This is a genomic window from Peptoniphilus mikwangii, from assembly GCF_000468535.1.
Taxonomy (GTDB): Bacteria; Bacillota; Clostridia; order Tissierellales; family Peptoniphilaceae; genus Anaerosphaera; species Anaerosphaera mikwangii.
Genome location: NZ_AUQY01000005.1, coordinates 155,544 through 179,614, shown reverse-complemented (window position 1 = coordinate 179,614; position 24,071 = coordinate 155,544). Strand labels below are relative to the sequence as shown.

28 protein-coding genes, 2 tRNA genes and 1 other RNA gene are annotated in these 24,071 nt (G+C 34.7%); 26 read left to right on the top strand and 5 right to left on the bottom strand.

Going from position 1 to position 24,071, the window contains the following annotated elements; translation table 11 throughout:
* Positions 1 to 337 precede the first annotated feature (337 nt).
* Genes M915_RS05830 through M915_RS05805 form a run of 6 tightly spaced genes read left to right on the top strand, consistent with a single transcriptional unit; the run spans position 338 to position 3,722 of the window.
* On the top strand, positions 338 to 526 hold the full coding sequence (locus tag M915_RS05830; RefSeq protein WP_036730324.1) for a hypothetical protein: 189 nt from the start codon (positions 338 to 340) through the stop codon (positions 524 to 526).
* Positions 510 to 719 carry a MerR family transcriptional regulator gene (locus M915_RS05825; RefSeq protein ID WP_036730322.1) on the top strand — a complete coding sequence of 70 codons (210 nt, stop codon included), beginning with the start codon at positions 510 to 512 and terminating at the stop codon, positions 717 to 719. The genes M915_RS05830 and M915_RS05825 overlap by 17 nt, the downstream gene beginning before the upstream one ends.
* Before the next feature lie 15 nt (positions 720 to 734).
* Positions 735 to 1,862 (top strand): AAA family ATPase, encoded by a 1,128-nt coding sequence (locus M915_RS05820; RefSeq protein ID WP_036730320.1) that lies wholly within the window; start codon positions 735 to 737, stop codon positions 1,860 to 1,862.
* Positions 1,846 to 2,430, top strand: a complete 585-nt coding sequence (locus M915_RS05815) for a terminase small subunit (protein WP_036730318.1) — start codon at positions 1,846 to 1,848, stop codon at positions 2,428 to 2,430. Before M915_RS05820 ends, M915_RS05815 begins: the two co-directional genes overlap by 17 nt.
* Positions 2,431 to 2,434: 4 nt before the next feature.
* On the top strand, positions 2,435 to 2,770 hold the full coding sequence (locus M915_RS05810; RefSeq protein WP_036730316.1) for a hypothetical protein: 336 nt from the start codon (positions 2,435 to 2,437) through the stop codon (positions 2,768 to 2,770).
* A gap of 13 nt (positions 2,771 to 2,783) precedes the next feature.
* Positions 2,784 to 3,722 carry a hypothetical protein gene (locus M915_RS05805; RefSeq protein ID WP_036730314.1) on the top strand — a complete coding sequence of 313 codons (939 nt, stop codon included), beginning with the start codon at positions 2,784 to 2,786 and terminating at the stop codon, positions 3,720 to 3,722.
* 59 nt (positions 3,723 to 3,781) lie between these two features.
* Here the strand turns inward: M915_RS05805 and M915_RS05800 are convergent, their stop codons facing one another.
* On the bottom strand, positions 3,782 to 4,540 hold the full coding sequence (locus tag M915_RS05800; protein WP_036730312.1) for a hypothetical protein: 759 nt from the start codon (positions 4,538 to 4,540) through the stop codon (positions 3,782 to 3,784).
* A 15-nt stretch (positions 4,541 to 4,555) separates the two neighbouring features.
* Positions 4,556 to 4,774: a hypothetical protein gene (locus M915_RS05795; RefSeq protein WP_036730310.1), complete on the bottom strand. Its 219-nt coding sequence runs from the start codon at positions 4,772 to 4,774 to the stop codon at positions 4,556 to 4,558.
* A 204-nt stretch (positions 4,775 to 4,978) separates the two neighbouring features.
* On the opposite strand from M915_RS05795, the gene M915_RS05790 reads away from it, so the two are divergent.
* From M915_RS05790 to M915_RS05775, 4 genes are all read left to right on the top strand, one after another.
* The gene (locus M915_RS05790) at positions 4,979 to 5,326 is read left to right on the top strand and encodes a hypothetical protein (protein ID WP_036730308.1); all 348 of its coding nucleotides are present in this window, start codon (positions 4,979 to 4,981) and stop codon (positions 5,324 to 5,326) included.
* A 30-nt stretch (positions 5,327 to 5,356) separates the two neighbouring features.
* Positions 5,357 to 5,605: a hypothetical protein gene (locus tag M915_RS05785; protein ID WP_162799492.1), complete on the top strand. Its 249-nt coding sequence runs from the start codon at positions 5,357 to 5,359 to the stop codon at positions 5,603 to 5,605.
* 212 nt (positions 5,606 to 5,817) lie between these two features.
* Positions 5,818 to 7,089 (top strand): tyrosine-type recombinase/integrase, encoded by a 1,272-nt coding sequence (locus M915_RS05780; protein ID WP_036730304.1) that lies wholly within the window; start codon positions 5,818 to 5,820, stop codon positions 7,087 to 7,089.
* Positions 7,090 to 7,103: 14 nt separating this feature from the next.
* Entirely contained in the window at positions 7,104 to 7,286 is a 183-nt protein-coding gene (locus M915_RS05775) for a hypothetical protein (RefSeq protein ID WP_036730302.1), read from the top strand.
* Between the two features lie 630 nt (positions 7,287 to 7,916).
* Here M915_RS05775 and M915_RS05770 read toward each other — a convergent pair.
* Positions 7,917 to 9,095, bottom strand: coding sequence for a carboxylate--amine ligase (locus M915_RS05770; protein WP_036730300.1), 1,179 nt, complete (start codon positions 9,093 to 9,095; stop codon positions 7,917 to 7,919).
* Positions 9,096 to 9,251: 156 nt separating this feature from the next.
* Here M915_RS05770 and M915_RS05765 point away from each other — a divergent pair, with 156 nt between their 5' ends.
* The 5 genes from M915_RS05765 (at position 9,252) to M915_RS05745 (ending at position 12,383) form a co-directional block, all read left to right on the top strand.
* On the top strand, positions 9,252 to 9,803 hold the full coding sequence (locus M915_RS05765; RefSeq protein ID WP_051259808.1) for an isochorismatase family protein: 552 nt from the start codon (positions 9,252 to 9,254) through the stop codon (positions 9,801 to 9,803).
* Positions 9,800 to 10,279: a 23S rRNA (pseudouridine(1915)-N(3))-methyltransferase RlmH gene (gene rlmH / locus M915_RS05760; protein WP_009221521.1), complete on the top strand. Its 480-nt coding sequence runs from the start codon at positions 9,800 to 9,802 to the stop codon at positions 10,277 to 10,279. The genes M915_RS05765 and rlmH overlap by 4 nt, the downstream gene beginning before the upstream one ends.
* Positions 10,280 to 10,294: 15 nt before the next feature.
* Positions 10,295 to 10,804: a hypothetical protein gene (locus M915_RS05755; protein WP_009221520.1), complete on the top strand. Its 510-nt coding sequence runs from the start codon at positions 10,295 to 10,297 to the stop codon at positions 10,802 to 10,804.
* A 52-nt stretch (positions 10,805 to 10,856) separates the two neighbouring features.
* The gene (locus M915_RS05750; protein WP_036730296.1) at positions 10,857 to 11,780 is read left to right on the top strand and encodes a carbon-nitrogen hydrolase family protein; all 924 of its coding nucleotides are present in this window, start codon (positions 10,857 to 10,859) and stop codon (positions 11,778 to 11,780) included.
* A gap of 177 nt (positions 11,781 to 11,957) precedes the next feature.
* The gene (locus M915_RS05745; protein WP_009221518.1) at positions 11,958 to 12,383 is read left to right on the top strand and encodes an EamA family transporter; all 426 of its coding nucleotides are present in this window, start codon (positions 11,958 to 11,960) and stop codon (positions 12,381 to 12,383) included.
* Between the two features lie 245 nt (positions 12,384 to 12,628).
* Here the strand turns inward: M915_RS05745 and M915_RS05740 are convergent.
* Both M915_RS05740 and M915_RS05735 read right to left on the bottom strand, forming a co-directional pair.
* Positions 12,629 to 12,705: transfer RNA gene (locus M915_RS05740), tRNA-Pro, on the bottom strand.
* Positions 12,706 to 12,749: 44 nt separating this feature from the next.
* A tRNA-Pro gene (locus M915_RS05735) sits at positions 12,750 to 12,826 on the bottom strand.
* Between the two features lie 218 nt (positions 12,827 to 13,044).
* Here M915_RS05735 and M915_RS05730 point away from each other — a divergent pair.
* The 11 genes from M915_RS05730 (at position 13,045) to yihA (ending at position 24,015) form a co-directional block, all read left to right on the top strand.
* A complete protein-coding gene (locus M915_RS05730) occupies positions 13,045 to 13,683 on the top strand; it encodes an HAD family hydrolase (protein WP_009221517.1) in 639 nt (212 codons plus the stop codon).
* Positions 13,680 to 14,267 carry a VanZ family protein gene (locus M915_RS05725; RefSeq protein WP_036730294.1) on the top strand — a complete coding sequence of 196 codons (588 nt, stop codon included), beginning with the start codon at positions 13,680 to 13,682 and terminating at the stop codon, positions 14,265 to 14,267. Before M915_RS05730 ends, M915_RS05725 begins: the two co-directional genes overlap by 4 nt.
* Positions 14,268 to 14,369: 102 nt before the next feature.
* Positions 14,370 to 14,712: a transfer-messenger RNA gene (gene ssrA, locus M915_RS07430) on the top strand.
* A gap of 253 nt (positions 14,713 to 14,965) precedes the next feature.
* Positions 14,966 to 15,577, top strand: a complete 612-nt coding sequence (locus M915_RS05720) for a glycerol-3-phosphate acyltransferase (RefSeq protein ID WP_036730292.1) — start codon at positions 14,966 to 14,968, stop codon at positions 15,575 to 15,577.
* Positions 15,578 to 15,798: 221 nt separating this feature from the next.
* Positions 15,799 to 17,553, top strand: coding sequence for a proline--tRNA ligase (locus tag M915_RS05715; RefSeq protein WP_036730290.1), 1,755 nt, complete (start codon positions 15,799 to 15,801; stop codon positions 17,551 to 17,553).
* A 37-nt stretch (positions 17,554 to 17,590) separates the two neighbouring features.
* Positions 17,591 to 17,806: a YdbC family protein gene (locus M915_RS05710; protein ID WP_009221513.1), complete on the top strand. Its 216-nt coding sequence runs from the start codon at positions 17,591 to 17,593 to the stop codon at positions 17,804 to 17,806.
* 77 nt (positions 17,807 to 17,883) lie between these two features.
* Positions 17,884 to 19,188: a trigger factor gene (gene tig, locus M915_RS05705; protein WP_009221512.1), complete on the top strand. Its 1,305-nt coding sequence runs from the start codon at positions 17,884 to 17,886 to the stop codon at positions 19,186 to 19,188.
* Positions 19,189 to 19,227: 39 nt separating this feature from the next.
* Entirely contained in the window at positions 19,228 to 19,812 is a 585-nt protein-coding gene (clpP, locus tag M915_RS05700; protein WP_009221511.1) for an ATP-dependent Clp endopeptidase proteolytic subunit ClpP, read from the top strand.
* 8 nt (positions 19,813 to 19,820) lie between these two features.
* Positions 19,821 to 21,038, top strand: coding sequence for an ATP-dependent Clp protease ATP-binding subunit ClpX (gene clpX, locus M915_RS05695; RefSeq protein WP_036730288.1), 1,218 nt, complete (start codon positions 19,821 to 19,823; stop codon positions 21,036 to 21,038).
* A gap of 50 nt (positions 21,039 to 21,088) precedes the next feature.
* Positions 21,089 to 23,413, top strand: a complete 2,325-nt coding sequence (lon, locus tag M915_RS05690) for an endopeptidase La (protein ID WP_036730286.1) — start codon at positions 21,089 to 21,091, stop codon at positions 23,411 to 23,413.
* Positions 23,410 to 24,015, top strand: a complete 606-nt coding sequence (yihA, locus tag M915_RS05685; RefSeq protein ID WP_009221508.1) for a ribosome biogenesis GTP-binding protein YihA/YsxC — start codon at positions 23,410 to 23,412, stop codon at positions 24,013 to 24,015. The genes lon and yihA overlap by 4 nt, the downstream gene beginning before the upstream one ends.
* Positions 24,016 to 24,071 lie beyond the last annotated feature (56 nt).

The window sequence follows — 24,071 nt, the reverse complement described above, 5'->3', positions numbered from 1 at the left end:
ATACTAATAATGCAAACAAAGATTTGCGTTAATTGAATATTATTCGTGCTGTTGTGCTTTGTTATGAATGAGCCGAAAAGGCGTACATATAACACACGCAAACAGTAAAAACACCTTGAGTGTTCTTTGTGGAAACGGATTGATAGCTCCCCACGCCGCATATTCTCAACGAGCTTGTGGGTTCTGTAAAACCGGGCTACCGTTAAAACAAAGTTTAGTATGGGCAAATTGCATTATCGGAGAAAGCAAGGCGTACCAACTGATTTGAAGCTAAAGAGCTTTAGTCAGTTGGTACGCTTTTTCTTTTTCCCGAATTTCGAGGAAAGGAGCAAAAGTCATGTGTATGACAGAACAGGAAAAAATTGAACATGAAAAGGAAATTCGACACAAAATTTTGATGGAACAGCGTGAAAGAAAAGCTGAATGGAGACGCAATAACAAGGAAAGTGTAAGGCGTTCTAATCAGAAATATTACGCAAAGAAGAAAGCCGAAAGAGAGGTACGAAAACATGAGCAACATGATTGATGTGAACCGCCCTGTCTTGGGAACGGTGGATAAAGCCGCAGAAGTATCGGGGTTGTCAAAATGGTATATAAGACAGGGTTTGAAAGCCGGGACAATTCCGCACATCCGCTGTGGTAGAAAAATTCTTGTCAATATCCCACAATTACTGGCTGAATTGGACGAACAGACGAAACGCAGTCCGGTCAATCTGTAAAGGAGGTTGACATACTTGGAAAACGAAAAGGGTTTGAAAATATCATGTTTTTCGGACGTTTCATACGAGCCGCCAAAATGGTTATGCAAGCCATATTTCCCGATTGGCAAATTGACATTGGTACAGGGAGACCCCGGCTGTGGAAAGACCGCTTTTCTGTGTAAGATGGCGGCACTTACCTCTATCGGTGGAAAATTCCTAAACAATTATGTTGCACAGGGAAATGTACTCATATTGTCCGTTGAAGATGATGAAAGTACACTCCGAGGACGAATTGAAGCGTCCGGGGGAGATTTAAGAAAATGCTTTTTTGTTGAAGAAGCATACGATGTGGATTTTTGCCATGAGGGGTTGCAAGAAGCAATCCACAACACACAGGCGAAATTGGTTGTTTTTGACCCGATACAATCTTTTTTCGGAGCTGATATAAACACCAATTTGAGCAATCAGACACGCCCGATATTAGCATATCTTGCTCAAGTCGCAAAGGAAGAAGAATGTGCAATAGTTCTATTAGCACACATGGCAAAGGCTAAAGAGGGAAAAAGTAATGTGCTTCGAGCATTGGGGAGCGTAGATATTCCCGGTGCGGCTCGTAGTGTATTACAGATAGGCAGAAATCCATCGGACAACAAACAATGTGTTGTAGCCCATGTGAAAAGCTCAAATGCCGCTATCGGCGATTCCTTCACTTATACAATCGGTGAGCGTGGCGGCGTTACAATAGGCGAATACACGCAATTAACAGCGTATGACCTTGATACCGCAAGTGCAAGAGCCAATAACGGTGTTCGATATGAGGACGAGCCTGTTGTAAGGGTTGTAAGAAAGCTCATGGAGGAAAATACCGCCATTGAATGTATTGGATATTCTGCATTAACTGAAATTTCCGAGCGTTTGTATGGTAAAGCTCCATACAGCAACGGTAAAGGGTGGAAAGCTGCTATTAAGCGTGTTCAGCGAGAATTAGTAGCAAGAGATAAAATCATCGTTAAGGACGCAAAAACAGTCGAAAGCGAGTATGTAATTTTCGGAGAACATAAGGAAAAAGGAAATACACAGATTCGAGGTATATCTTTGAGTAAAACACTCCCGATAGACCTTGACGCACTTTTAGGAAAGGACGATGAAGAAAATGAGTAATACACTTACAGTTAAGTCGATGGCAGAAGCCTTGACAGAAGATAAGGTAAAAAATGGCTCTAAATCAAAGGTTTATAAAGAGCTGTCGGACGAACACAAAGGGGAACAAATTGCTCAATCTGTTTCGAGTAAAGCATTGTCTTTGAAACAGGCGATTAACGCCCCAAAGGTGGACTTATCGAACACAGAGGAGGTACAGGAAAGATGTTTTATGTATCTTGAAGCCTGTTCCCTCTCCTCCTGCTTTCCGTCTGTTATGGGGTTGTCCGGGGCTTTAGGTTGCTCCCGACAAAATCTTAATCGTTGGTTGCTATCGCACCCCGGACACTCTACAACGGATTTTGTAAACATGGCGAAAGATGTTATGGCGGACATTCTAACAAATGCGAGCTTGTATAACAATGCGAACGCCGTTGCCGTTATTTTTCAGCTCAAAAACCATTTTGAACACGCTGACAGGGTAGAAATTGCCCCGGTGGTTCAAAATCAGCTTGATACTGATGATTATAACGCAGAGGATATTCGCCGCCGCTATTTGATTGATACAGACGATACACAGGAGGAGTAATGATATGGGACGAATTAAATTGCGTTGGTTTTACACCGATTTAGTAGAACACTATTTAAGAATGGTGGTTCGCTATAAGACGGTATCGAAAGCAAGCTCCCAACATTGGTTTGATTTAACCACAGATTGGATTAACAGATTATCCGAAGAAGATAAACATTTTATCCGATTTGTGTTTGATAAGCAATTTTACAGCACCTCCGAGGGGTTATATTGCTATCAGAGCAAAGACGATATATATGTTAAGCGTATTCGTTTGGCAGAGCTTGAAAAGGATTTTGCCCTCAAATGTGGACTGATTGACGAGTACAATACAGACGAAAACGCCTTGAAAGATTAAGGAGGAAATGAAAATGACAATGAACACAAACGAGATTAAGGATTTTGAAAGAATCCACACCACTACTCAAAACGCTCTCAATGAATGGGAAAAAGGAACAATCAAGCCCGGTAAAGTAGATACTTACGCCGGGATTTGGCGAGAAATGAACCGTTACCGTTATTTCATGCAGAATGAGCGTAACGACCAATATGCAGAATTTGACAGACTGGGTAATCTCTATAACCCCTCTGTTGTTGCTCGTGAGAAAAGCCGCTTTGACGGAGAGTTTGAAAAGTTGAGTGCTGTTGTCCGTTCTGCTTTTCAGAAAATGATTAACGATTTTACAGCAGAGCGACATAAAAAGGTTGCTGCAATGCTTCGTACTGCTCCAACGGAAAGTATGCGTAATCTGCTTGAAACGCTGAAAATGCGTGATGATTTGGACGAGGTTGAGCTGTACGACATTATGCCGCTGTTCTATGAAAATTACCACGCTATGAGGGCTTTACAGGCAATCAGCAGACAGAATGGTATTACACTCAATGCCCCTGTTCAGATGGACGCTACCTCAATGCACCAAGCCATTGATAAAGCCGCCGAATATCTGTTAGGAGCTTGTGATGAAATGCTCAAGAGTAAGAGTAAAACCACGCATTACAACGATTTCTTTACCGTCAATGAAACGGAAAAGGATAAAATCTATTCGCCTGTATATGAAGAAATGGTTTCTATTCTTGATACCGTACCGCAGTTACAGGATTTTACAGCGACAAAAACGGCTCTCTCTCCTCTCGAGAAAGCAAAAATTGATTGGTATTTCCGTGGTGTACCCGAAAATGCTAATGAAACACGGCTTGTACAGCGCACAAAAGAGGTCATGGAGAAGCACCCGGATGATGTGTCGATTTTGAAGCTATCAAAGTACGTAGAATATGTTGACATCGTGGAAACCGCTGAAAAGAGCGAATAACGAGACTAAAGAGAAATGCCCTATCCTATTAAGGGCGGGGCATTTTGCTCTTAAATTGCCTATTTTAAGTCATAATAGACACCATTTATCTTTACTCCGACTACGGTAAATTCGCCATTGTCTTGTTGGTCATACCATACATAGCAATACAACCAATTTGATGTTAGAAGACTGCCGTCTGACGCTTGACATTGTACTCCATAACGATTGTCTTCTCGACCATACCCCCATGCGTCATAGTATCGTGAGCTTGCAAAATAGCGGTCTAAAACTGATTCCGTTTTGTTTCTAAGTGTATCAGCCACTTCGACAGATATACTTGATTCTGGAATATGGACTTCATCAAAGTTTTTTAGATAACCGCCCTTGTCTTCATCGTACAAGTCTTCTCCGTTTAGTGATACATAAAAGATTTTACGGTTTTCAACTGTAAACCAAATGGTTCTATCATCGTCCATCACTCCACGGAAAACAACCAAATTGTCGATGGATTCATTAGAAGTTGGTTCGCAAATATCTATTGTAGGTATTCCGCACTGCTCAAGGATTTTGGCGTTATCCATTGCTTCGGATTCTGTGAATCCAAACGACATGAGTTTTTCCACGAATGGGTCGGTTTTTGAATCTATTTCGGGAATAGATTCGTCAACTGGTTCGCCGACTACTTCTTCCGATATTGTTTCACTCACAGATGACGTTTCGATGTTTTTAGAATCTTCGGTACTGGTCTGTGTTTCATTGGAACAGCCGACAGCACAAACCAACAATAGAGATACGATTACAGCGACTTTCAACTTTGCGACTATATGTTTTTTCATAGGTCACTCCTCCGACTATGCCTGTTTTTCCCAAACGACTTTGAAACCGATAATTTCAGCGATTTCTTTCACTTCGCTATATTTTATCGTTCCCCGGGTCAATTTGTTGGAAATGTTCTGTGGTGTGGTCTGTTCGGATTCCGAGCGACTTTCGTTCATCTTTGCGACTATATCGACCAAAGACCAGCCGGAAGCCGCAATATAAGATTTGATTTCATTTCGGATATTTTCCATGAAAGCTACCTCCAATTCGTGTTTTCAGAATTACTGATTCTATTATACCGAATCGAGAAACAGAAAGCAAGAGTTTTCTACATTATAATGCAACGAAAGAAACCAAAGCGAATAAAAATATTTGAAATGGTGTTGACATTCGTTGCATTATAGTGTAGAATGAAACCATAGCAAAACGAAAACAAAATTCAAGGAGGTTTCATTATGAAAATGACAATAGCACAGTTGAGAGAAAAAGCCGTTTATCAGCTTGCCGAACGCAAGAGCCCAACACCAACAGAACAGGACATACAAGACGCAAGGCGAACAATGAACAGTTTTTACAGGTTGTGCGGATTAGATGAACAGCTCTTATATTTAGAGAATGACGAAAGAACGCACAATAAGCCGTACACATTGGAAAAAGCCGCAAAGCGTGACAGATGGTTTGACAGATTAAACAACATCTTCAAAACAGAGTATAACGCCCGATTGGTGTATTTTGGTCACTGCCCCACCATTTGCGAGAATGGCACGACACAAGATTTATATTTGAGACATTTCTATAATTAAGGAGGTAGCATGATGAACATTAACGAAATCATGGCAGAATTAGCCCAATACAAGAGATTACAGGAAGAAGCCGCCGCAATGGTTGAGAGCTTATCCGACACACTTAAACAGTACATGACAGAAAATCAGCTTGACACGCTGACAGGAGCGGAACACAAAGCCACATACAAGACCGTTACAAGCTCCCGAATTGATACAACAGCATTAAAAAAGGCGTTGCCGGAAGTAGCAACAGCATACACCAAAACAACAGAAACACGCCGCTTCACATTCGCATAATACAGGAGGATTGAGAAATGTTTACTGTTATTTGTATTTTGGTTTTCCCTTTCGTAGTTTTGGCAGAATTATTGAAAAACATAAAATAAAAAATAGCCCTTTATCTAATCGCCGCCACAGCAAGACAGATAAAAGAGCTATATACCCGGAGCGGGTACGGTATTATTTTACTTTGTCCGCTCCACAAAATCAAGTAGAGAGGAGCTTTTATAATGGCAAGTGTTACACCACGAAAGAACAAAGCCGGAAAAATAATCAGCTATCAAATAAAAGTCACTCGTGGACGTGATAAGCTGACAGGCAAGCAATTAACCCCATTTACAACAACATACACGCCGCCCGATGGGTGGAGCAAAAAAGCCGTTGAGCGTGATTTAATCCGCTTCATGGGAGAATTTGAAGCCGCTTGTAAGCGTGGCGAAGTTCTCACAAAAGAGGAACAAAAAGAACAGGCACAGAAGCAAGCGGAACAGACCCGAAAAGAACAGGCAGAGGAACAGAAAAAGCCGACATTTAACCAATATCTAAAAGTATTCATACAGGAAAAAGCCGTTAGTTTATCCGCTACCACGATACAGAGTTATAAACAATCGCTTAAACGCCCGGCGGCAGTTTTCGGAGAAATGAAAATGAAAGATATTGATTATCTGACAGTAAAGAAGTTTATAACCGATTTACAAGCCGCACAGAGAAGCAAAAAGAACAAAAAGCCGCTTGCACATGGTACAATCGTTACTTATTACACTACACTACACACGATTTTTGAAAGTGCTGTTGAAAATGGCGTAATAGAACAAAATCCAATGCAACGCATGAAAAAGCCAAAGGCACGAAAAGACGAGATACAGAAAGAAGCTGTTGTTTATTCAGAAAGTGAAATAGCTTATATCATGGATTGTCTGAACAAAGAGCCGCTAAAGTGGAAAGCATTGGTTTTGTTTATGATTGACAGCGGTTGCAGACGTGGCGAGGTTGCCGGGTTGAAATGGGAAGAAATTGATTTCAAAACAGGCAAAGTAAATATTTGCCGTAATGCTCAATACACCAAAGAAAAAGGCGTATATATTAGCACACCGAAAAGCCACAAGAGCCGAGAAATCATTATAAACAAGCCTGTTTTGTTGGTTCTCAAGGAATGGAAAAGACAGCAGACGCTTTTATATTTCGGTCAAGGCAAGTCAACAGATGGCTACTGCTTTACACAGAATGAGGGAGAATTACTTAACCCGAACACAATAACCGGGTATATAAGGGATTTCGGAAAGCGTTATAATTTGCCCGGTATGCACCCCCACGCATTACGCCACACGATGGCAACATTGAGTATTGCAAACGGTGCTGACGTTGTAAGCGTTTCTAAAAAGCTGGGGCATTGTAACCCCTCTGTTACGCTCAACATTTACAGTCACGCCAATGAAGAAGCACAACGCAGAGCTACCGAGGTATTAGCGGACGCATTGTATAACAACAGAAAAGCCAATTAAGGAGGATAACACACATGAACGAAAAGAAAACAGATTACGAAATCGAAGCATTGAAATTAAAAAGCCTTGTTACACTTATCGCCGGATTTAATCCCGACAATAAAGATAATATGTATGAGCTCGTAGAAGTTGCAAAGATGGCGGCAGACATTGCCGAGACGCTTTATTGTGCCTTTGCTGATAAGGAGGTAGCATAAATGTTAGTCGTGATTTGTATTTTATTATTTCCCTTTGTAGTATTTGCTGAATTGCTTAAAAATTTATGATACAGCTTAGAGCCGCCCGGATTCGTTCGGGCGGTTTTTTGTTGCGTTTGTATGGTGGTGTTGACACGAAAAAGAATTTTAGACGGAAATATCATAAAAAATCGTTGTCTTATTTGTCTTTATTGTCTTTTGTGTCCTAAATGTCTTTTTACGATAGGGTTGTCTTTATCGTCTTATTGTCTTTTTGTCTAAGCTGAAACAGATAATACAGAAAAGACAAAAAATATGGATAGAATTTTACTTACTCACCCCATACAGGAACATAAATTGAGCTGTTAAAGAGCTTCACAAGCTCCCACACGTCACAATCGGCATTTTCTAATGTTGTTATAGCACATGATATATTAAGCGTGTAAAAGGCTCTTGTATCGCTTGTAAGGCGTACATATATTTCTATGATTTCTTTCTATCTCACCGCTTTTTTATATCCTCTGTTGATTTTCTGTTGATTTTTCGGGGATTCTGAACCAATCAAAACAGCCTAAAACACCGAAAAAGCCCATAAAATCAAGGCTTTTCAAAAATTACAGTTTATTTTTTCAAATATATTTTTTTCAAATTTCAGCTCTTTTTTAGTTTATGACCTATTGCCCATTTGAAAAATTGAATACCCGGTTTCGGGTCATCCCATGCCCAAGTGGAACTTACTTTAGAGAATCTGTAGTCTCTTATAATTTGACCTATTGTCATCTGATTTGTTTTTAAATATGCTCTTATAGCCGGGATATCTTCATATTTATATTTCCAATATATTTCCATATCTTTTTCTACTTTAACACCGCTATATTCTTCTCCTATTGAGTCTAAAAAGTACATCATAGGAGTGTTCATACCCATGTGGCATTGCAGCTCTGTAAAGTTTACAAATCGCACATTTACTTCTACAAGATAGATTGTGTTTGTCCTTTCATCACGTTTAAGTTCAACTTCTGCAAATCCTCTGTATTTTACAGATTTAAAAAGCGGGACACATATGTCATATAGTTCCGGAATATAATGTTGTTTTGCGTAGGTGCTTGCTCCAAAATTTATAGGCCATTGTCTTATTTTGTTCGTTGTCATATAGCTTACCGGATTTTGGTTTTTATCCATATAAACATCAAATGAATAGCAATTTGTTTCAGGACCTTTTACAATTCTCTGAACGAAAACTTCCTGACCGTCTTTTTTACAAAGTTCAATTTTTTCAATCAGCTCTTCTCTTGAATTTATAAAGAATACCTTGGATCTATATTGATTTACAAAAGGCATTGAATCCTTAGGCTTTACTATACAAGGATATCCAAGTTCTTCGGTAACTCTATCATATAAATTTTCGGCATTCATCGGGATAATCTCAGGTGTCTTAATTCCAAGCGGTTCGGTATATTGAAGCAGAGATTGTTTGTCCATAAGGCTTCGATAAAGACCTTTTTGTTCATTTGGCCACAAATAATATTCCTTTAACTTATCAAAGTTATCTTCCATAAATTCTACATATAAATCGGCTGTGGGGAATAACACAGGTTTGTGTGCCTGCTTTTTGGCATATTCAATTAAAAATTCAACACACTTTTCTTCTTCGTTTTTGTAATGCGGAGCAATGAGTCTTTCTTTTACATATTTTGAAACACCATAGTGAGAATTTTCATCATAGTCAACAGTTACAACTTTAACTCCGCTCCTGCCGAGGTTTCTGACAACGGATAATCCTATGTAGTAATTCGTTCCCAGAACAACAGCTTTATTTTTATATTTCATATTTTTACTCCTAATCAATAATTTAGAATATTATATCATTTTTATTAAAAAAAGTTAATTATTTTGAGCTTTTACATATAGCTGTCTTGATAAAATAATAAAATTAGTGTATGTTGAATATAATAGATTATATGGAGATTTGAAAGGAGAATTATTTTGAAAACATTAATTGTGGTTGATTGTCAGAATGATTTTATTACAGGTACTCTTTCTTGCATAGGTGCAAAAGATGCAATTAAAAATATTGTAAATTTTATAAATTCAAATGAAGCGGATGAGGTTTGTTATTCCACAGATTATCATAATAAGACTAATAAATCTTTTGAGATAAATGGAGGTATTTGGCCTGTACATTGTATTGCAGGAGAATTTGGAAGTGAAATTTCAAATGATTTTGATGAAGTTCAGAGTAAATCGTTTAAACCTCTATCCGAAAATTTATATAGGAAGGGAATAGATGATGAAGTTGAAGAATATTCTGCATACTATGCAAAAAATGAAAATGGAAAAACAATAGCGGATATTGTTTCAGATGAATTTATAGTTTGCGGTCTTGCAAGTGAGTATTGTGTCAGAGAAACTGTTCTTGAATTTTTGAATAACGGTAAAAATGTAAAACTCTTTTTAAATGGTGTCGGATATGTAAATGAAGATGACCATATAAAAAATATAGCAGAACTTAGAAAACTGGGTGTTGAAATTGTATGAACATAAACATTATTGCAGTTGGTCGTGTTAGGGAAAAATATATAAGAGATGGTATAGATGAATTTAAAAAAAGGCTTTCTGCTCATGCGGTTGTAAAAATAGTGGAGGTTTCAGATGAATCTGCTCCGGAAAAACTTTCAGATAATGAGATTAAGCAGATAAAGGAAAAAGAAGCGGAACGAATTTTAAAAAACATAAGAGAAACAGATTACGTAATAACACTTGAAATTAAGGGAGAAAAGGTAAGCTCCGAAAAGTTTGCAGACAAACTTCAAAAAATTCAGCTCTCAGGGAATTCAACTATTGATTTTATAATAGGAGGTTCGCTTGGACTTGCAGAAAATATATCGAAGAGAGCAAATTATAAGCTTTCTTTTTCAGATATGACATTTCCTCACCAACTTATGAGATTAATATTGCTTGAACAGATATATCGTGCATTTAGAATAGCAAATGGATTTCCGTATCATAAATAGTTAAGGAGATATGTTATGTATATTAATATGAAAAATGTAAACAAAGCTAGACGTACATCAAAAATAGAAATTACAATTGGTGTAATTATTCTATTATTTTGGTCTGCCGGATGTATAACTACAAGTGATTTAAAAGTAGTTTTGACTATAATACTTATGATGTTGCCGGGAGTTTGGCTGATATATAGCGGAAATAAAAAAAGAGTATTGTGCAATTATGCAAATGAATATTCAAAATATATCAGAGGTGATTCCGATGGGGAAGTTTTAATCTCCACTATGGCAAAAAGCTTTAAAATTGATGATGAAAAACTTATAAAGATAATAAAAAAACTTATACAAAAAGATTATGTAATGAATTTTCATCTTGATCTTAACGAAAAACCGAAACTTATTCTTTATACCGATAATGAAAAAGTTGAGTTTGTAGAAGTGTATTGTACGCATTGCGGCGCGACTAACAAAGTCAAAAAAGGTTTTGTGGGAAATTGCAGTTATTGTAATTCGGTAATAGGTAAAAAATAATATTGTAAAGACATTTGGCACTTTATAAAAAATTGTATGAGAGGAATTTTTGATGAAGAATTTAAAAGAAATATGCAAAATTGCAGTTGTGCAAGCTGAACCTGCTTTATTTGACAAGAATGCTTGTCTTGATAAAGCTGTAAAATTAATTGAAGAGGCTGCAAAAAAAGAAGCCGAGTTTGTGGTTTTTCCGGAGCTTTTTATTCCGGGTTATCCGTATGGAATGACATTCGGTTTTACAGTTGGGAGTAGAAATGCAGACGGCAGATGTGATTGGAAATTATATTATGACAATTCGATATTGGTTCTGGGCGAGGAAACTGAAATTTTGTCAAAGGCCGCAAAGAGTGCCGGAGTATATTTAAGTATTGGAGTTTCTGAAAGAGATTCCATATCCGATACACTTTATAATTCAAATTTAATTTTTTCTCCTGAGGGAAAGCTCTTATCAGTACATAGAAAGTTAAAGCCTACGGGTTCTGAAAGAGTTGTTTGGGGAGATGCGAACAAGGGATATTTTCCTGTTGCGGATACTCCTTGGGGACCTGTCGGAAGTATGACATGCTGGGAAAGTTATATGCCGCTTGCAAGAGTTGCACTTTATGAGAAGGGAATAACCATCTATATTTCTCCAAATACAAATGACAACGCGGAATGGCAATCTACAATTCAGCACATTGCAATTGAAGGACATTGCTATTTTATAAATTGCGATATGATAATTAAAAAGTCATCTTATCCGAAAAGTTTAAAATCTCAAGATGAAATTTTAAAGCTTTCAGAAATTGTATGCAGAGGCGGAAGCAGTATAATAGATCCATATGGACATTATGTAGTGGAACCGGCTTGGGACAGAGAAGAAATTTTATATGCCGATTTGGATATGTCCAAGGTTTCTATGAGCAGAATGGAATTTGATGTATGCGGACATTATTCGAGACCTGATGTTTTAAAATTGAGCGTTGATGACAAGTAGAATATTATTAAAAAAAATTATTTACTATAAATAATAAAAAATTAAAGCTGTTTTTACTTCTGCGCAGTATTGATTATAGCATAGCTTTTTGATATAATCATGTTGTGAGAAGTCAGAACGTATAGTTTGAGATTGCCACTTGTATAGTCAAGTGGTTTATTTTTTTAAGGAGTTTATATGTGGACTATGCTATGGCCACTTTTAGTGGTAATTTTATCAAATACGTTTTATAACATAAGTCAGAAATCAATACCGCAAAATGCAAATACATTTGGGACATTGATGATTACTTATATTGTTGCGGCAGTGTGTACGGGCATTGCGTTTATTACAACAACAAAACCGCAAAATGCCATTCCTGAACTCTCCAAAATAAATTGGACGGCATTTGCACTTGGACTTGCGATAGTCGGACTTGAAATAGGATACTTGTTTATATATCGTGCAGGATGGAAGATAAGTACGGCAACTGCAGTGGCAAATATTTTGGTTTCGTGTCTTTTAATTGTTGTAGGTGCAATGATATATAAAGAAGTAATAACACCGAGACAACTTGCCGGAATGGTAGTATGCGTTATAGGAATTGCACTTATAACAAAATAAAAGTAAGCGGATTTATAAAAAAATCTGATTCTAATAAATTGAAAATAAAAAATAAAATTTTAGAGCATCTTATATATTTATTATTTGATATTTAACTCTTAATATATGAGATTTAAAAAGATAATTTATTTTACTTATGATATGAGAATTGATAAGTATAGCATTTGTAGTAAAAAATTGAAATATTGTTGATATTAAAGAAAAAATGGCAGGACTAATCCTGCCATTTTTATCTATATAAAATTTGGTCGGAGTGAAAGGATTTGAACCTTCGGCCCCGTGGTCCCGAACCACGTGCGCTACCAAACTGCGCTACACCCCGAAACTAAGTTATAAAAAAAGACTAAGCCGATAAAGCTCAGTCTGTGGTCGGGGTGAGAGGATTTGAACCCCCGGCCCCATGGTCCCAAACCACGTGCGCTACCAAACTGCGCTACACCCCGAAATGATTACCAATTAATTATATTGTATAGTATTATAACTTTCAAGATATTTTTATAAGCAAATATATATTAAAAAAACATTTTATACACTAAAATTCTTTAAATACTTATTTTTTTATAGTTTATCTCAAATTTACTCTTATTTTCTATTCAATATACTTTAATTGACATAAATTTTCTTAAAATATATAATAGTAAAACGGAATGAGGGAAGAAAAATGAAAGCAGTAATTTTTGATTTAGATGGAACATTAATAGATTCAATGCCTATGTGGAGAGATCTCGGAAGAGATTATTTAGAGAGTCTAAATATAGAATTAGAAGATAAAGTTGCACAAAAGATAGCGACATTAAGCCTTAAAATGAATTCAGTATTTTTGAAGGAATACTATAATTTAAAAGATAGTGCCGAAAAAATTTATGATGACTTTAAAGATTTAGTTATGCATTTTTATCTCAATGAAGTAAAACCAAAGGACGATGCATTTAGAGTTCTTGAGGATTTTAAAAAAAGCGGATATGATATCGTACTGGGTACTGCAACAAGTACTGAATTTATAGAGCCGTTATTTAACAGATTTAATATAAGAGAATATTTTAATTTCGTTCAAACTTGTGACATGGTTGGAATTGCTAAAAATGACAGTGAGTATTTTAAACTTATTTCAAAAAGATTGAATCATTCTCCTGATGAAATATTTCTATTTGATGATGCTCCTTTTGCACTAAAAGCTGCAAAAAAGGCAGGTCTTGTGACAGTTGGAGTATATGAGCAGACTTGCAGCGAGCATTGGGATGAAATAAAAGCAAAAAATGATTATCATATAAATAGCTTTAGAGAGTGGGAAGTAAGATGAAACTCTTGTTATTTTTTTCTATGATAGGAATTTTGGTATTTGTATTTACATTTATATTATTTTCTTTAATACGAACAAACTTTTTCAAGAGTTTAAAGAGAAAATCAAATCCTAAAAGAGAGCTTATACTGAGTATTTTTGTTGCATATATTGCCGTAATGTGCTTACTTTTGTTTTTACCTAATGTATTTATGTCAAATCATGGAATAGATTTGACATCACAAAATTTTGATTTTGTAGGCGATTTTAAAGATAGAATAAGTGCAGGTTCATGGGGAGTTAATATAATACCGTTTAGAACTATGAAAAGTTATATAAAATACTCCGGAGTTTTTCATGTGTTTTTAAATATAGCAGGAAACATTTTAATATTTATTCCGTTCGGAACTATGTTGCCCATGCTATATGATGATATGAGAAAATTTTATAGAGTTGCAGTTTTGTCTGCAACATTTAGCTTTTTAGTTGAAATAGTTCAATTTTTTGTAGGAAGATCTGTTGATATTGACGATTTTATATTAAATACTATAGGTGGAATGATAGGATATTTCGTATTTAAGATGATTCAAAATAAATATAATTAATAAAATGAGGAAAATGCAATATATTACCCTCATTTTTATTAATTAAGGCTTAAGTTTAAAAGAATTGACTGATAAATAAAATTACCATATAATATGTCATATGGGGGCGAAATTGGCTTCGACGGGGGTTTGGAGCTTTTAGTAGCGAGCTGTTGTGAGGAACAACATAAAAAGTCTCAAACAAAATAAACGAAAACAATAATTTAGCTTACGCAGCATAAATAGCGTCATCTGTTTAGAGAACCCCACGGCTTTAAATCAGGTGTCAAATCAGTGGGAAACAAAGCTCTGTAATTTATCATAGCAGAGGGGGTATTTATGATAATATAGTTTAAAAATCCTGTTTGTCGGAGTTTTAGATCGAATAAAAAAAGATAAACTGCGCTCGGAGAATCTAACTGTAAAGAGCTTTCGGACGCGGGTTCAACTCCCGCCGCCTCCACCATAAAAGTGTAGGTACAGTTTTAATCTTACTTAAAAATGATTAATTTTTTTAAAACAGAAAATTTGATTTAATAAATTAAGTTTTGAGAAAAGTTAATATTAATTATGACTATAAAATATAAATTGGAACTTTTAATTGTAAAAGTTCTTTTTTGTTTCAATGAATAAATTATTTATATGCTATACACATATATTATTAGATGGTATAATCTAAAAAATTAAATTATTTATTAGGATATTGATTGGGAGATTTTATGATAGCTTTTTATTTTATAATAGGATATCTTTTCGGTAATTTTCAAACGGCATATTTAATGTCAAGGTATTTAAAGCATGAAGATATTAGAGAAAAAGGCCACGGTAACAGCGGAGCATCAAATGCTGTTGTAAATTATGGATGGAAATTCGGATTTGTGGTTGCTCTTGTTGATATTTTAAAGGTATATGTTGCGGTTAAATTGTCGAAATATTTAATGGGTGTCTATCTTCCGAGTAGTGAATATATGCTTCATTTATGCGGACTTGGTGTTTTTTTAGGACATAGTCATCCATTTTATATGGGATTTAGAGGAGGAAAAGGAACAGCCTGCATAGTCGGAATACTTTTTTCTATGGGAACAGTTCCTTTAATAGCAGGAGTTTTCGGGATCTCAATAGTAACATTTTTAACTGATTATATTGTAATAGGAACATTTTTTTTAAATATAATATTCATATTTTTTACAGCTAATTTGGGGTATGGAAATGTTTCTGTGGCAATTTCAGTTTTAATTTTCTCGATAAGTTTGATTTATCATTTAAAAAATTATAGAAGAATTTTAAATGGAACAGAGAAGAGATTAAGCGGCAGTTTAAAGAAAAAATAAGCTGTTACATGCTGAATTGATTTATAAATATAAAAAATAGAAGGTATATTTATCTTCTATTTTTTATTTTAGTAGAGTAGTATTTTTAAGTTTTCTGTATTTTTATCATTATTAGATAAGTTTTAAAGCAAAAAACATATAAATAAGGTAGAATACTTGAAAAATAGAGATTTAAAGATTATAATATTATGGCGAATTGTAATATAAAATTGGAGGAATTTATGAAATTATCTAAATTATATATGCCAACACTTAGAGAAGTGCCGGCAGATGCTGAAATTGCATCTCATCAACTTCTTCTTAGAGGAGCCTTCATCAGAAAATCTGCTAGTGGAATTTATACTTATTTACCTCTTGGATATAAGGTTATAAAAAAGGTGGAAAAAATTGTTCGTGAAGAGATGGATAGAGCAGGCTCTCAAGAAATTTTAATGAGTGCTATTCAGCCAAAAGAAATTTGGGAAGCAAGTGACCGTTGGGATAGATTTGGTCCGGAAATGTTTAAGCTTAGAGATAGAAATGACAGGGAGTTTTGTCTCGGACCTACTGCTGAGGAATATTTTACAACACTTATCAAAGATGAAGTTAAATCTTATAAACAGCTTCCTCTAAATTTATATCAAATCCAAACAAAGTACAGAGATGAAAAAAGACCGCGTTTTGGAATTAACAGAGCAAGAGAATTTTCAATGAAGGATGCTTATTCTTTTGATACAACTCCTGAGACTATGCAAGTTTCTTATATGGAAATGTATAGAGCTTATGAAAAGATTTTTGACAGATTGGGTTTGGATTATAAAATTGTAGAGGGAGATAATGGAGCCATGGGAGGAAAAAAATCTCATGAATTTATAGCTCTTTCTGAAACAGGGGAAGGCGTAATAGCATATTCTCCAACCGGAAAATATGCCGCAACTCAAGAAAAGGCGAAAGTTGTATATGAGCTTCCTGAAAGATGTGAAAGACTTGAGCTTGAAGAGGTATATACTCCTGATTCTACAACAATTGAAGCTGTAGCTTCATTTTTAGGACTTAAATCTCAAAATTGCATCAAAGCTATTGATTTAATGGTTAGCGGAAATCCTGTTATAGTATTCATTCCGGGAGACAGAGAACTTAATATGGCAAAACTTGAAGGATATTTGATGACACCCGAACATGAAATTGAAATGATGAATGATGAACAGATACTATCTATTAATTCGGCACCCAGATATACAGGACCGATAGGGCTTTCGGAAGATGTAAGATTGATTTTTGACAAGTCTATAACTCAAATGGATAATTTAGTTGTAGGAGCTAATAAAGTTGGCTATCATATAAAAAATGCAAATTATGACAGAGATTTTAAAGGTGAAATTTGTGAAGACCTTCTTGAGGTGAGAGAAGGAGATATCATTGAAGGAACTAATGAAAAATTTAAGTTTGCAAGAGGGATTGAAGTAGGAAATATATTCCAGCTCGGAACAAAATATTCAGAGGCTTTAAATGCAACATATCTTGATGAGAACGGAAAAGAACAGCTTATTTGGATGGGTTCCTATGGGGTAGGTGTTACAAGAACCGTAACGGCTATCGTAGAACAAAATTACGATGAGAATGGGATTATTTGGCCTATGTCGGTTGCACCTTATCATGTAATTGTAACTGTGGTAAATCCTAAAGATGAAATTCAGCTTGAGCTTGGCGAAAAGATTTATAATTCTTTGGTTGAGTTAGGTCATGAAGTTTTACTTGATGATAGAAATGAAAGAGCAGGAGTAAAATTTAAGGATAGAGATTTAATCGGAATACCTATCAGAATAACAGTTGGAAAGCGTGCAGCAGAAGAAATAGTTGAATATTCACTCAGAAGAGAAACAGAAAAGACAGAGATTTTTGCTAAGGAAGCTATTGAAAAAGTATCCGGCGAGATTTTTAATTCATCAGTTAAAGATAATCTTAGCAAAGCCCTTTTAGATCTTTTTGAAAACTAATTGGGTATAATTAATATAGCTTGAAACGGAGATAAAAATGGCTGAATTTAAATTTGAAATAACAAAGCATATTGCTACCATGTCTACAAATGTAAAGGGATGGAGCAAGGAACTAAATATGGTGTCTTGGAATGGAAGAACGCCTAAGTATGATATAAGAGAATGGAGCGAAGATCATCAGATGATGTCAAAGGGAATTACTCTTTCTGAAGAAGAAATTGAAATTTTAAAAAATGCTCTTGAAGAATTATAAAAATTTGTACTCTAAATTGTCTATATGGTATAATTAGATAATTGTAAAAATATTTATTTAAGTAAATGGAGGATAATATGACTGAAATAAAAAGTAGAGAAAAAAACACTGTAAAATTTGACATGATATTAAAAGCGGAAGATGTAAAAAAGGCAGAAACAGAAGTATATAACAAGAATAAAAAATATTTTCAAATCCCCGGATTTAGAAAGGGACATGCACCAAGAAAAATAATTGAAAATGTATATGGCAAGGGAGTCTTTTTAGAAGATGCTGTTAATGAGTTATTGCCAAAATATTATGAAGAAACTGTTAAGGAACTCGGCATTGAAGTTGTTGACCAACCTGAAATAAACATTGAAGAGGCAAATTCAGGAGAAGATATTAAAGTTGAGGTTTCAGTAACAGTTAAGCCTGAAGTTGTACTTGGTGAATATAAAAATATTGAAGTGGAAGATGTTAAATATGAAGTAACTGAAGAACTTATAAACTCAGAACTTGATAATCAAAGACATATGAATGCAAGGCTTGTAAATATTGATGATAGAGCTGCAAAAATTGGGGATAAAGTAAACATTGATTTCAAAGGTTTTGTAGGAGATGAAACTTTTGAAGGAGGAGCAGCGGAAGGACATGAATTGGAGCTTGGTTCAAATACATTCATTCCGGGATTTGAAGATCAAATAGTAGGCAAAAATATCGGAGATGAATTTGATGTAAATGTAACTTTCCCTGAAGAATATTTTTCTGAAGAACTTAAGGGAAAAGAAGCGAGATTTGAAGTTAAGCTTAATTCAATAAGTTTTGAAGAACTTCCTGAACTTGATGATGAATTTATAAAAGATATTTCAGATTTTGATACAGTTGATGAATATAAAGCGGATATAAAAGAAAAGAAAGAAAAAGAATTTGAAGAAAGAGAAAAGAGAGAAAAAGAAGAAAAAGTTCTTGAAAAAGTCGTTGAAACAATGGAAGTTGAAGTTCCTGATGCAATGGTAAATTCTCAAATAGATTCTCAAGTTCAAAATTTTGACAGAAATTTAAAAGCTCAAGGAATGAGTCTTGAAGATTATATAAAAATGCTTGGAACAACAATGGAAGCATTTAGAGAAAATTTAAGAGCGGATGCGTTAAAGCAAGTAAAAACTTCTCTTGCTATTGAAGCTGTTGCAAAGGCAGAAAACTTTGAAGTAAGCGAAGAAGAAGTTGAATCAGAAATTGATAAAATGGTTAAAGATTATTTTAAAGATGACGAAGAACAACAAAAGAAAATGAAAGAATATATGCTTGAAAACAATAAAGAAGGCTTTAAAGAAAATTTAATCAGCAAAAAAACTGTAGATTTCTTATTTGAAAATGCAAAGTTTGTAGAAAAAAACTAATAAAATAATAAACATAGTTTAGAAGGAAACGGTGATTGTATGGCTCTTGTACCTATGGTAGTTGAACAAACAAATCATGGCGAAAGAAGCTATGATATCTATTCAAGATTACTAAAAGAGAGAATTATATTTTTAAGTGGAGAAATAAATGATGTAACAGCAGATTTAGTGGTTGCACAACTTTTATTTTTAGAGGCTGAAGATCAAAATAAGGATATTCAAATTTATATAAACAGTCCCGGAGGTTCGGTGAGTGCAGGTTTTGCAATATATGATACTATTAAATATATTAAATGCGATGTATCAACTATGGTAATAGGCCTTGCAGCATCAATGGGTGCATTTTTACTTGCAGCGGGAACCAAGGGAAAGAGATTTGCACTTCCAAATGCAGATATAATGATTCATCAACCGCTTGGAGGAGCTCAGGGACAAGCATCAGATATAAAAATTCATGCAGAAAAAATTCTTGAAATAAGAGAGAGAATTAATAAAATATTATCTGAAGAAACAGGTCAACCGTTAGAAAAGGTTGAAAGAGATACAGATAGGGATTATTATCTTTCAGCTAAGGAAGCTGTTGAATATGGTTTAATTGACAAAGTAATTGAAAAGAGAGATTGAGGTGTTAAATGTCAAAATCTGATGAAATACTGAGATGTTCTTTTTGCGGGAAGACTCAAAATCAGGTAAAGAAACTTATTGCAGGACCTGATGTTTATATTTGTGATGAGTGTATAGGGCTTTGTTCAGATATTTTAAATGAAGAGAAAGTTAATACTAAAGATGAAAAATTAGATTTAAAAATACCTGAAGAAATAAAAAGTGTTTTAGATTCTTATGTTATAAAGCAGGATAAAGCAAAGAAAGCTCTTGCAGTTGCGGTCTATAATCATTATAAGAGAATAAATTCTTCTATAAGAAATCCTGAGATTGAACTTCAAAAGTCAAATATATTAATGATTGGACCGACAGGAAGCGGAAAAACTCTTCTTGCACAAACTCTTGCGAGAATATTGAATGTTCCATTTGCAATAGCAGATGCGACTACTTTAACAGAAGCGGGATATGTCGGTGAAGATGTTGAAAATATTATATTAAAACTTATTCAAGCTGCAGATTATGATATAGAAAAGGCTGAAAAGGGTATTATCTATATAGATGAAATAGATAAAATTGCAAGAAAATCAGAAAATGTATCTATCACAAGAGATGTAAGCGGTGAAGGTGTTCAACAGGCACTTCTAAAAATAATTGAAGGTACTGTTGCAAACGTACCTCCTCAAGGAGGCAGGAAGCATCCTAACCAAGAGTTTATACAGATAGATACTACCAATATATTGTTTATAGTTGGCGGAGCATTTGACGGACTTGATAAGATAATTGAATCAAGGATAGGAAAAACGTCAATGGGTTTCGGTTCTGAACTTGTTGATAAGAAGAAACAGAGAGAAAACATATTGGAAAAAATTGAAACGGGAGATTTGTTGAAGTTTGGATTGATACCTGAATTGATAGGCAGACTTCCGCTTACAGTAACATTGGAATCTCTTGATGAGGCTGCGTTAGTTGAAATTTTAACTAAACCTAAGAATGCTCTTGTCAAACAGTATAAAGAGCTTTTAAAGCTTGATAATGTTGAGCTTGAATTTGAAACCAATGCTCTAAAGCAAATAGCAAAAATAGCAATTGATAAAAAAGCCGGAGCAAGAGGACTTAGGGGAGTTATTGAGCATATAATTATGGATATAATGTATGAAATTCCGTCGAGAAAAGATGTTGAAAAAGTAATTGTTACAAAAGATTCTGTTATAGGTAAGAAAAGACCTAAATTAATTTTAAAGAAATAAAAAATTAAGACTCACATAGTGAGTCTAATTTTTGATAGGTGGGTGAGAAAATGGATAAAAAAACCAAATTATCAACAATAGCTCTTAGAGATTTGATAGTGTTTCCAAGAATGGTAACTCATTTTGATTGTGGAAGACCTAAGAGTATTGCTGCAATTGAGGCTGCAGAAATGACAGGTTCTCATGTTTTTTTAATAACACAGAAAAATCCTAATGTCATGGATCCTAAGAGAGAAGATTTATATGATTATGGAACAGTTGCGATAATAAAACAAATACTAAAATTGCCTGGCGGTGTTGTAAGAGTACTTGTTGAAGGATTAAATCGTGCAAAAATTTTAGAATTTTCCTTGGGAGATGAATATTTAGAAGCTGTTGTAGAAAATTTTGAGGAAGAAGTAAAAGAAGATAAGGAAGAAAGTGCGGAAATCACTGCTGCTATGAGATTAGTAGAGGCGGATCTTGAAAAGTACAGCGATTTAGATTCACGATTAATTCCGGGCTTACTTCAGTCTGTGGTTGATAATTCAACTGCATCGGCTCTTGTAGATACATCGGCGGCATATATAAATTTAAAAATTGAAGAGAGCCAAAAAATTTTGGAAACATTAAATTCATATGATAGACTTTTATTATTTCATGGAATATTACAAAGAGAAATTGAAGTATTATCAATAGAGAAGAATATTGATAAAAAAGTCAAATCAAATATGAATAAAGTTCAGAGGGAATATTATTTAAAAGAACAGCTCAAGGTAATTCGTGAAGAGCTTGGAGACGAAAGTGAAGAAGATACATCTCTGAGCTATGAAGATAAAATAGAAAAGAAAAAATTACCTAAAATAGTCAAAGAAAAGGCGTTAAAAGAAGTATCGAAGCTGTCAAAGGTAAATTCCGCTTCGCCGGAATATACAGTAATATTAAATTATTTAGACTGGATATTAGATTTACCTTGGCTTGAGAGTTCGTCAGATGATGCAAATCTGAATGAAGCAAGAAAAATTTTAAATGATGAGCATTATGGACTTAAAAAAGTAAAAGAGAGAATTTTGGAGTTTATTGCGGTAAGAAAACTTTCAGATTCTACAAAGGGACCTATATTATGTCTTGTAGGACCTCCGGGAGTAGGAAAAACTTCTATTGCTACATCAATTGCACATGCTCTTAATAAGGAATTTGTAAGGATGAGTCTTGGAGGAGTAACTGATGAAGCGGAGATAAGAGGACATAGAAGAACCTATATAGGAGCTTTACCGGGAAGTATAATTTCTCTTATAAAAAAGGCAAAAGAAAATAATCCGGTGTTTTTATTTGATGAAATTGATAAAGTTGGGAATAACTATAGAGGAGATCCTGCAAGCGGACTTTTAGAAGTGCTTGATCCTGAGCAAAATAAGACATTTACCGATCATTATTTAGAACTTCCGTTTGATTTGTCAAATGTATTTTTTATAGCAACGGCAAATACAACTCAGACAATTCCAAGACCGTTACTTGACAGAATGGAAGTCATAAGACTTGAAGGGTATACACCTGAAGAAAAATTTAACATCGCTAAGAGTCATTTACTTCCAAAGCAAATAAAAGAAAATGGACTTACAAAATCACAGTTTAAAATTTCTGATACTGCATTAAAAGATATAATAGATTATTATACAAGAGAAGCCGGAGTGAGAGGACTTGAAAAAGAAATTTCAAGGTGTGCAAGAAAAGCCGCTCTTCAAATTATTGAAGAAGATAAAAAGATTGTTTCTGTAACTTCAAGAAATTTAAGTAAATATATCGGTGAAAGGAAATTTTTATTTGATACTGTCGAAAAATCCGATCAAGTTGGAATTGTAAACGGGCTTGCATGGACAGAAGTAGGAGGGGAAACTCTTCAAATAGAAACTACAATAATGCCGGGAAGTGGTAAGCTGACTCTCACAGGACAACTCGGTGATGTTATGAAAGAATCTGCAATGGCTGCAATTTCTTATATAGCAAGTAACAGTGAATATTATGAAGTGGATGCAGATTTCAGAACTAAAAAGGATATCCATATTCATGTTCCGGAGGGAGCAGTGCCAAAGGACGGACCTTCAGCAGGAGTTACAATGGTGACAAGTGTGTTGTCCGCTCTTACTGAAAGACCTGTTGCAAAAGATGTCGCAATGACAGGAGAAATAACTTTAAGAGGAAGAGTTCTCGCCATAGGAGGACTTAAAGAAAAACTTCTTGCAGCTCAGAGAATGGGCATAAAGAAAGTTATTATACCTTTTGAAAACAAGAGAGACCTTGTAGAAATAGAGTCAAATGTTCTTAATTCTCTTAAGATAATTCCGGTTAAGGAAATAAAAGAAGTTGAAAAATTTGCTTTGAAGGAGAAAAAATGAAAGTATTAAAATCTGACCTTGAAAAGGTTGCAGTTCATAAAAATCAATATCCTGAAATGGATTTATTTGAATTTGCCTTTGCCGGAAGATCGAATGTAGGTAAATCATCTTTTATAAATTCCATGCTCGGAAGAAAAAATCTTGCAAGGACTTCATCAACTCCCGGAAAGACAAGAACTATAAACTTTTATAGAGTTAATGACGATTTAAGGCTTGTAGATCTTCCCGGATATGGATATGCCCGTGTATCTAAAACTGAAAAAAGCTCATGGTCTAAAATTATAAATGAATATTTAGACGATAGAGAAAATTTGCTTGAAGTAGTTCTTCTTGTTGATATAAGACATGAGCCTACAGAGCAAGATCTTCAAATGTATGAATATATTTTGAGCAAGGGTTATAGTGGTATAGTAATTGCAACTAAGGCGGATAAAATTTCAAGAGGACAGTATGCAGGTCATATCTCGAAAATAGCAAAAAAGTTAAGTATCAAAAATAGAGATATGATAATTCCATTTTCGTCTGTTGATAAAAATATGGTAGATGAAATGTGGTTTATATTTGAGGATATAGTTAAACATTTTAGTGAAGAAGAGGAGTAATATTATTACTCCTTTTTTTTGATGGAAATTTTGCTCAGTAAGACATAATGAATAAT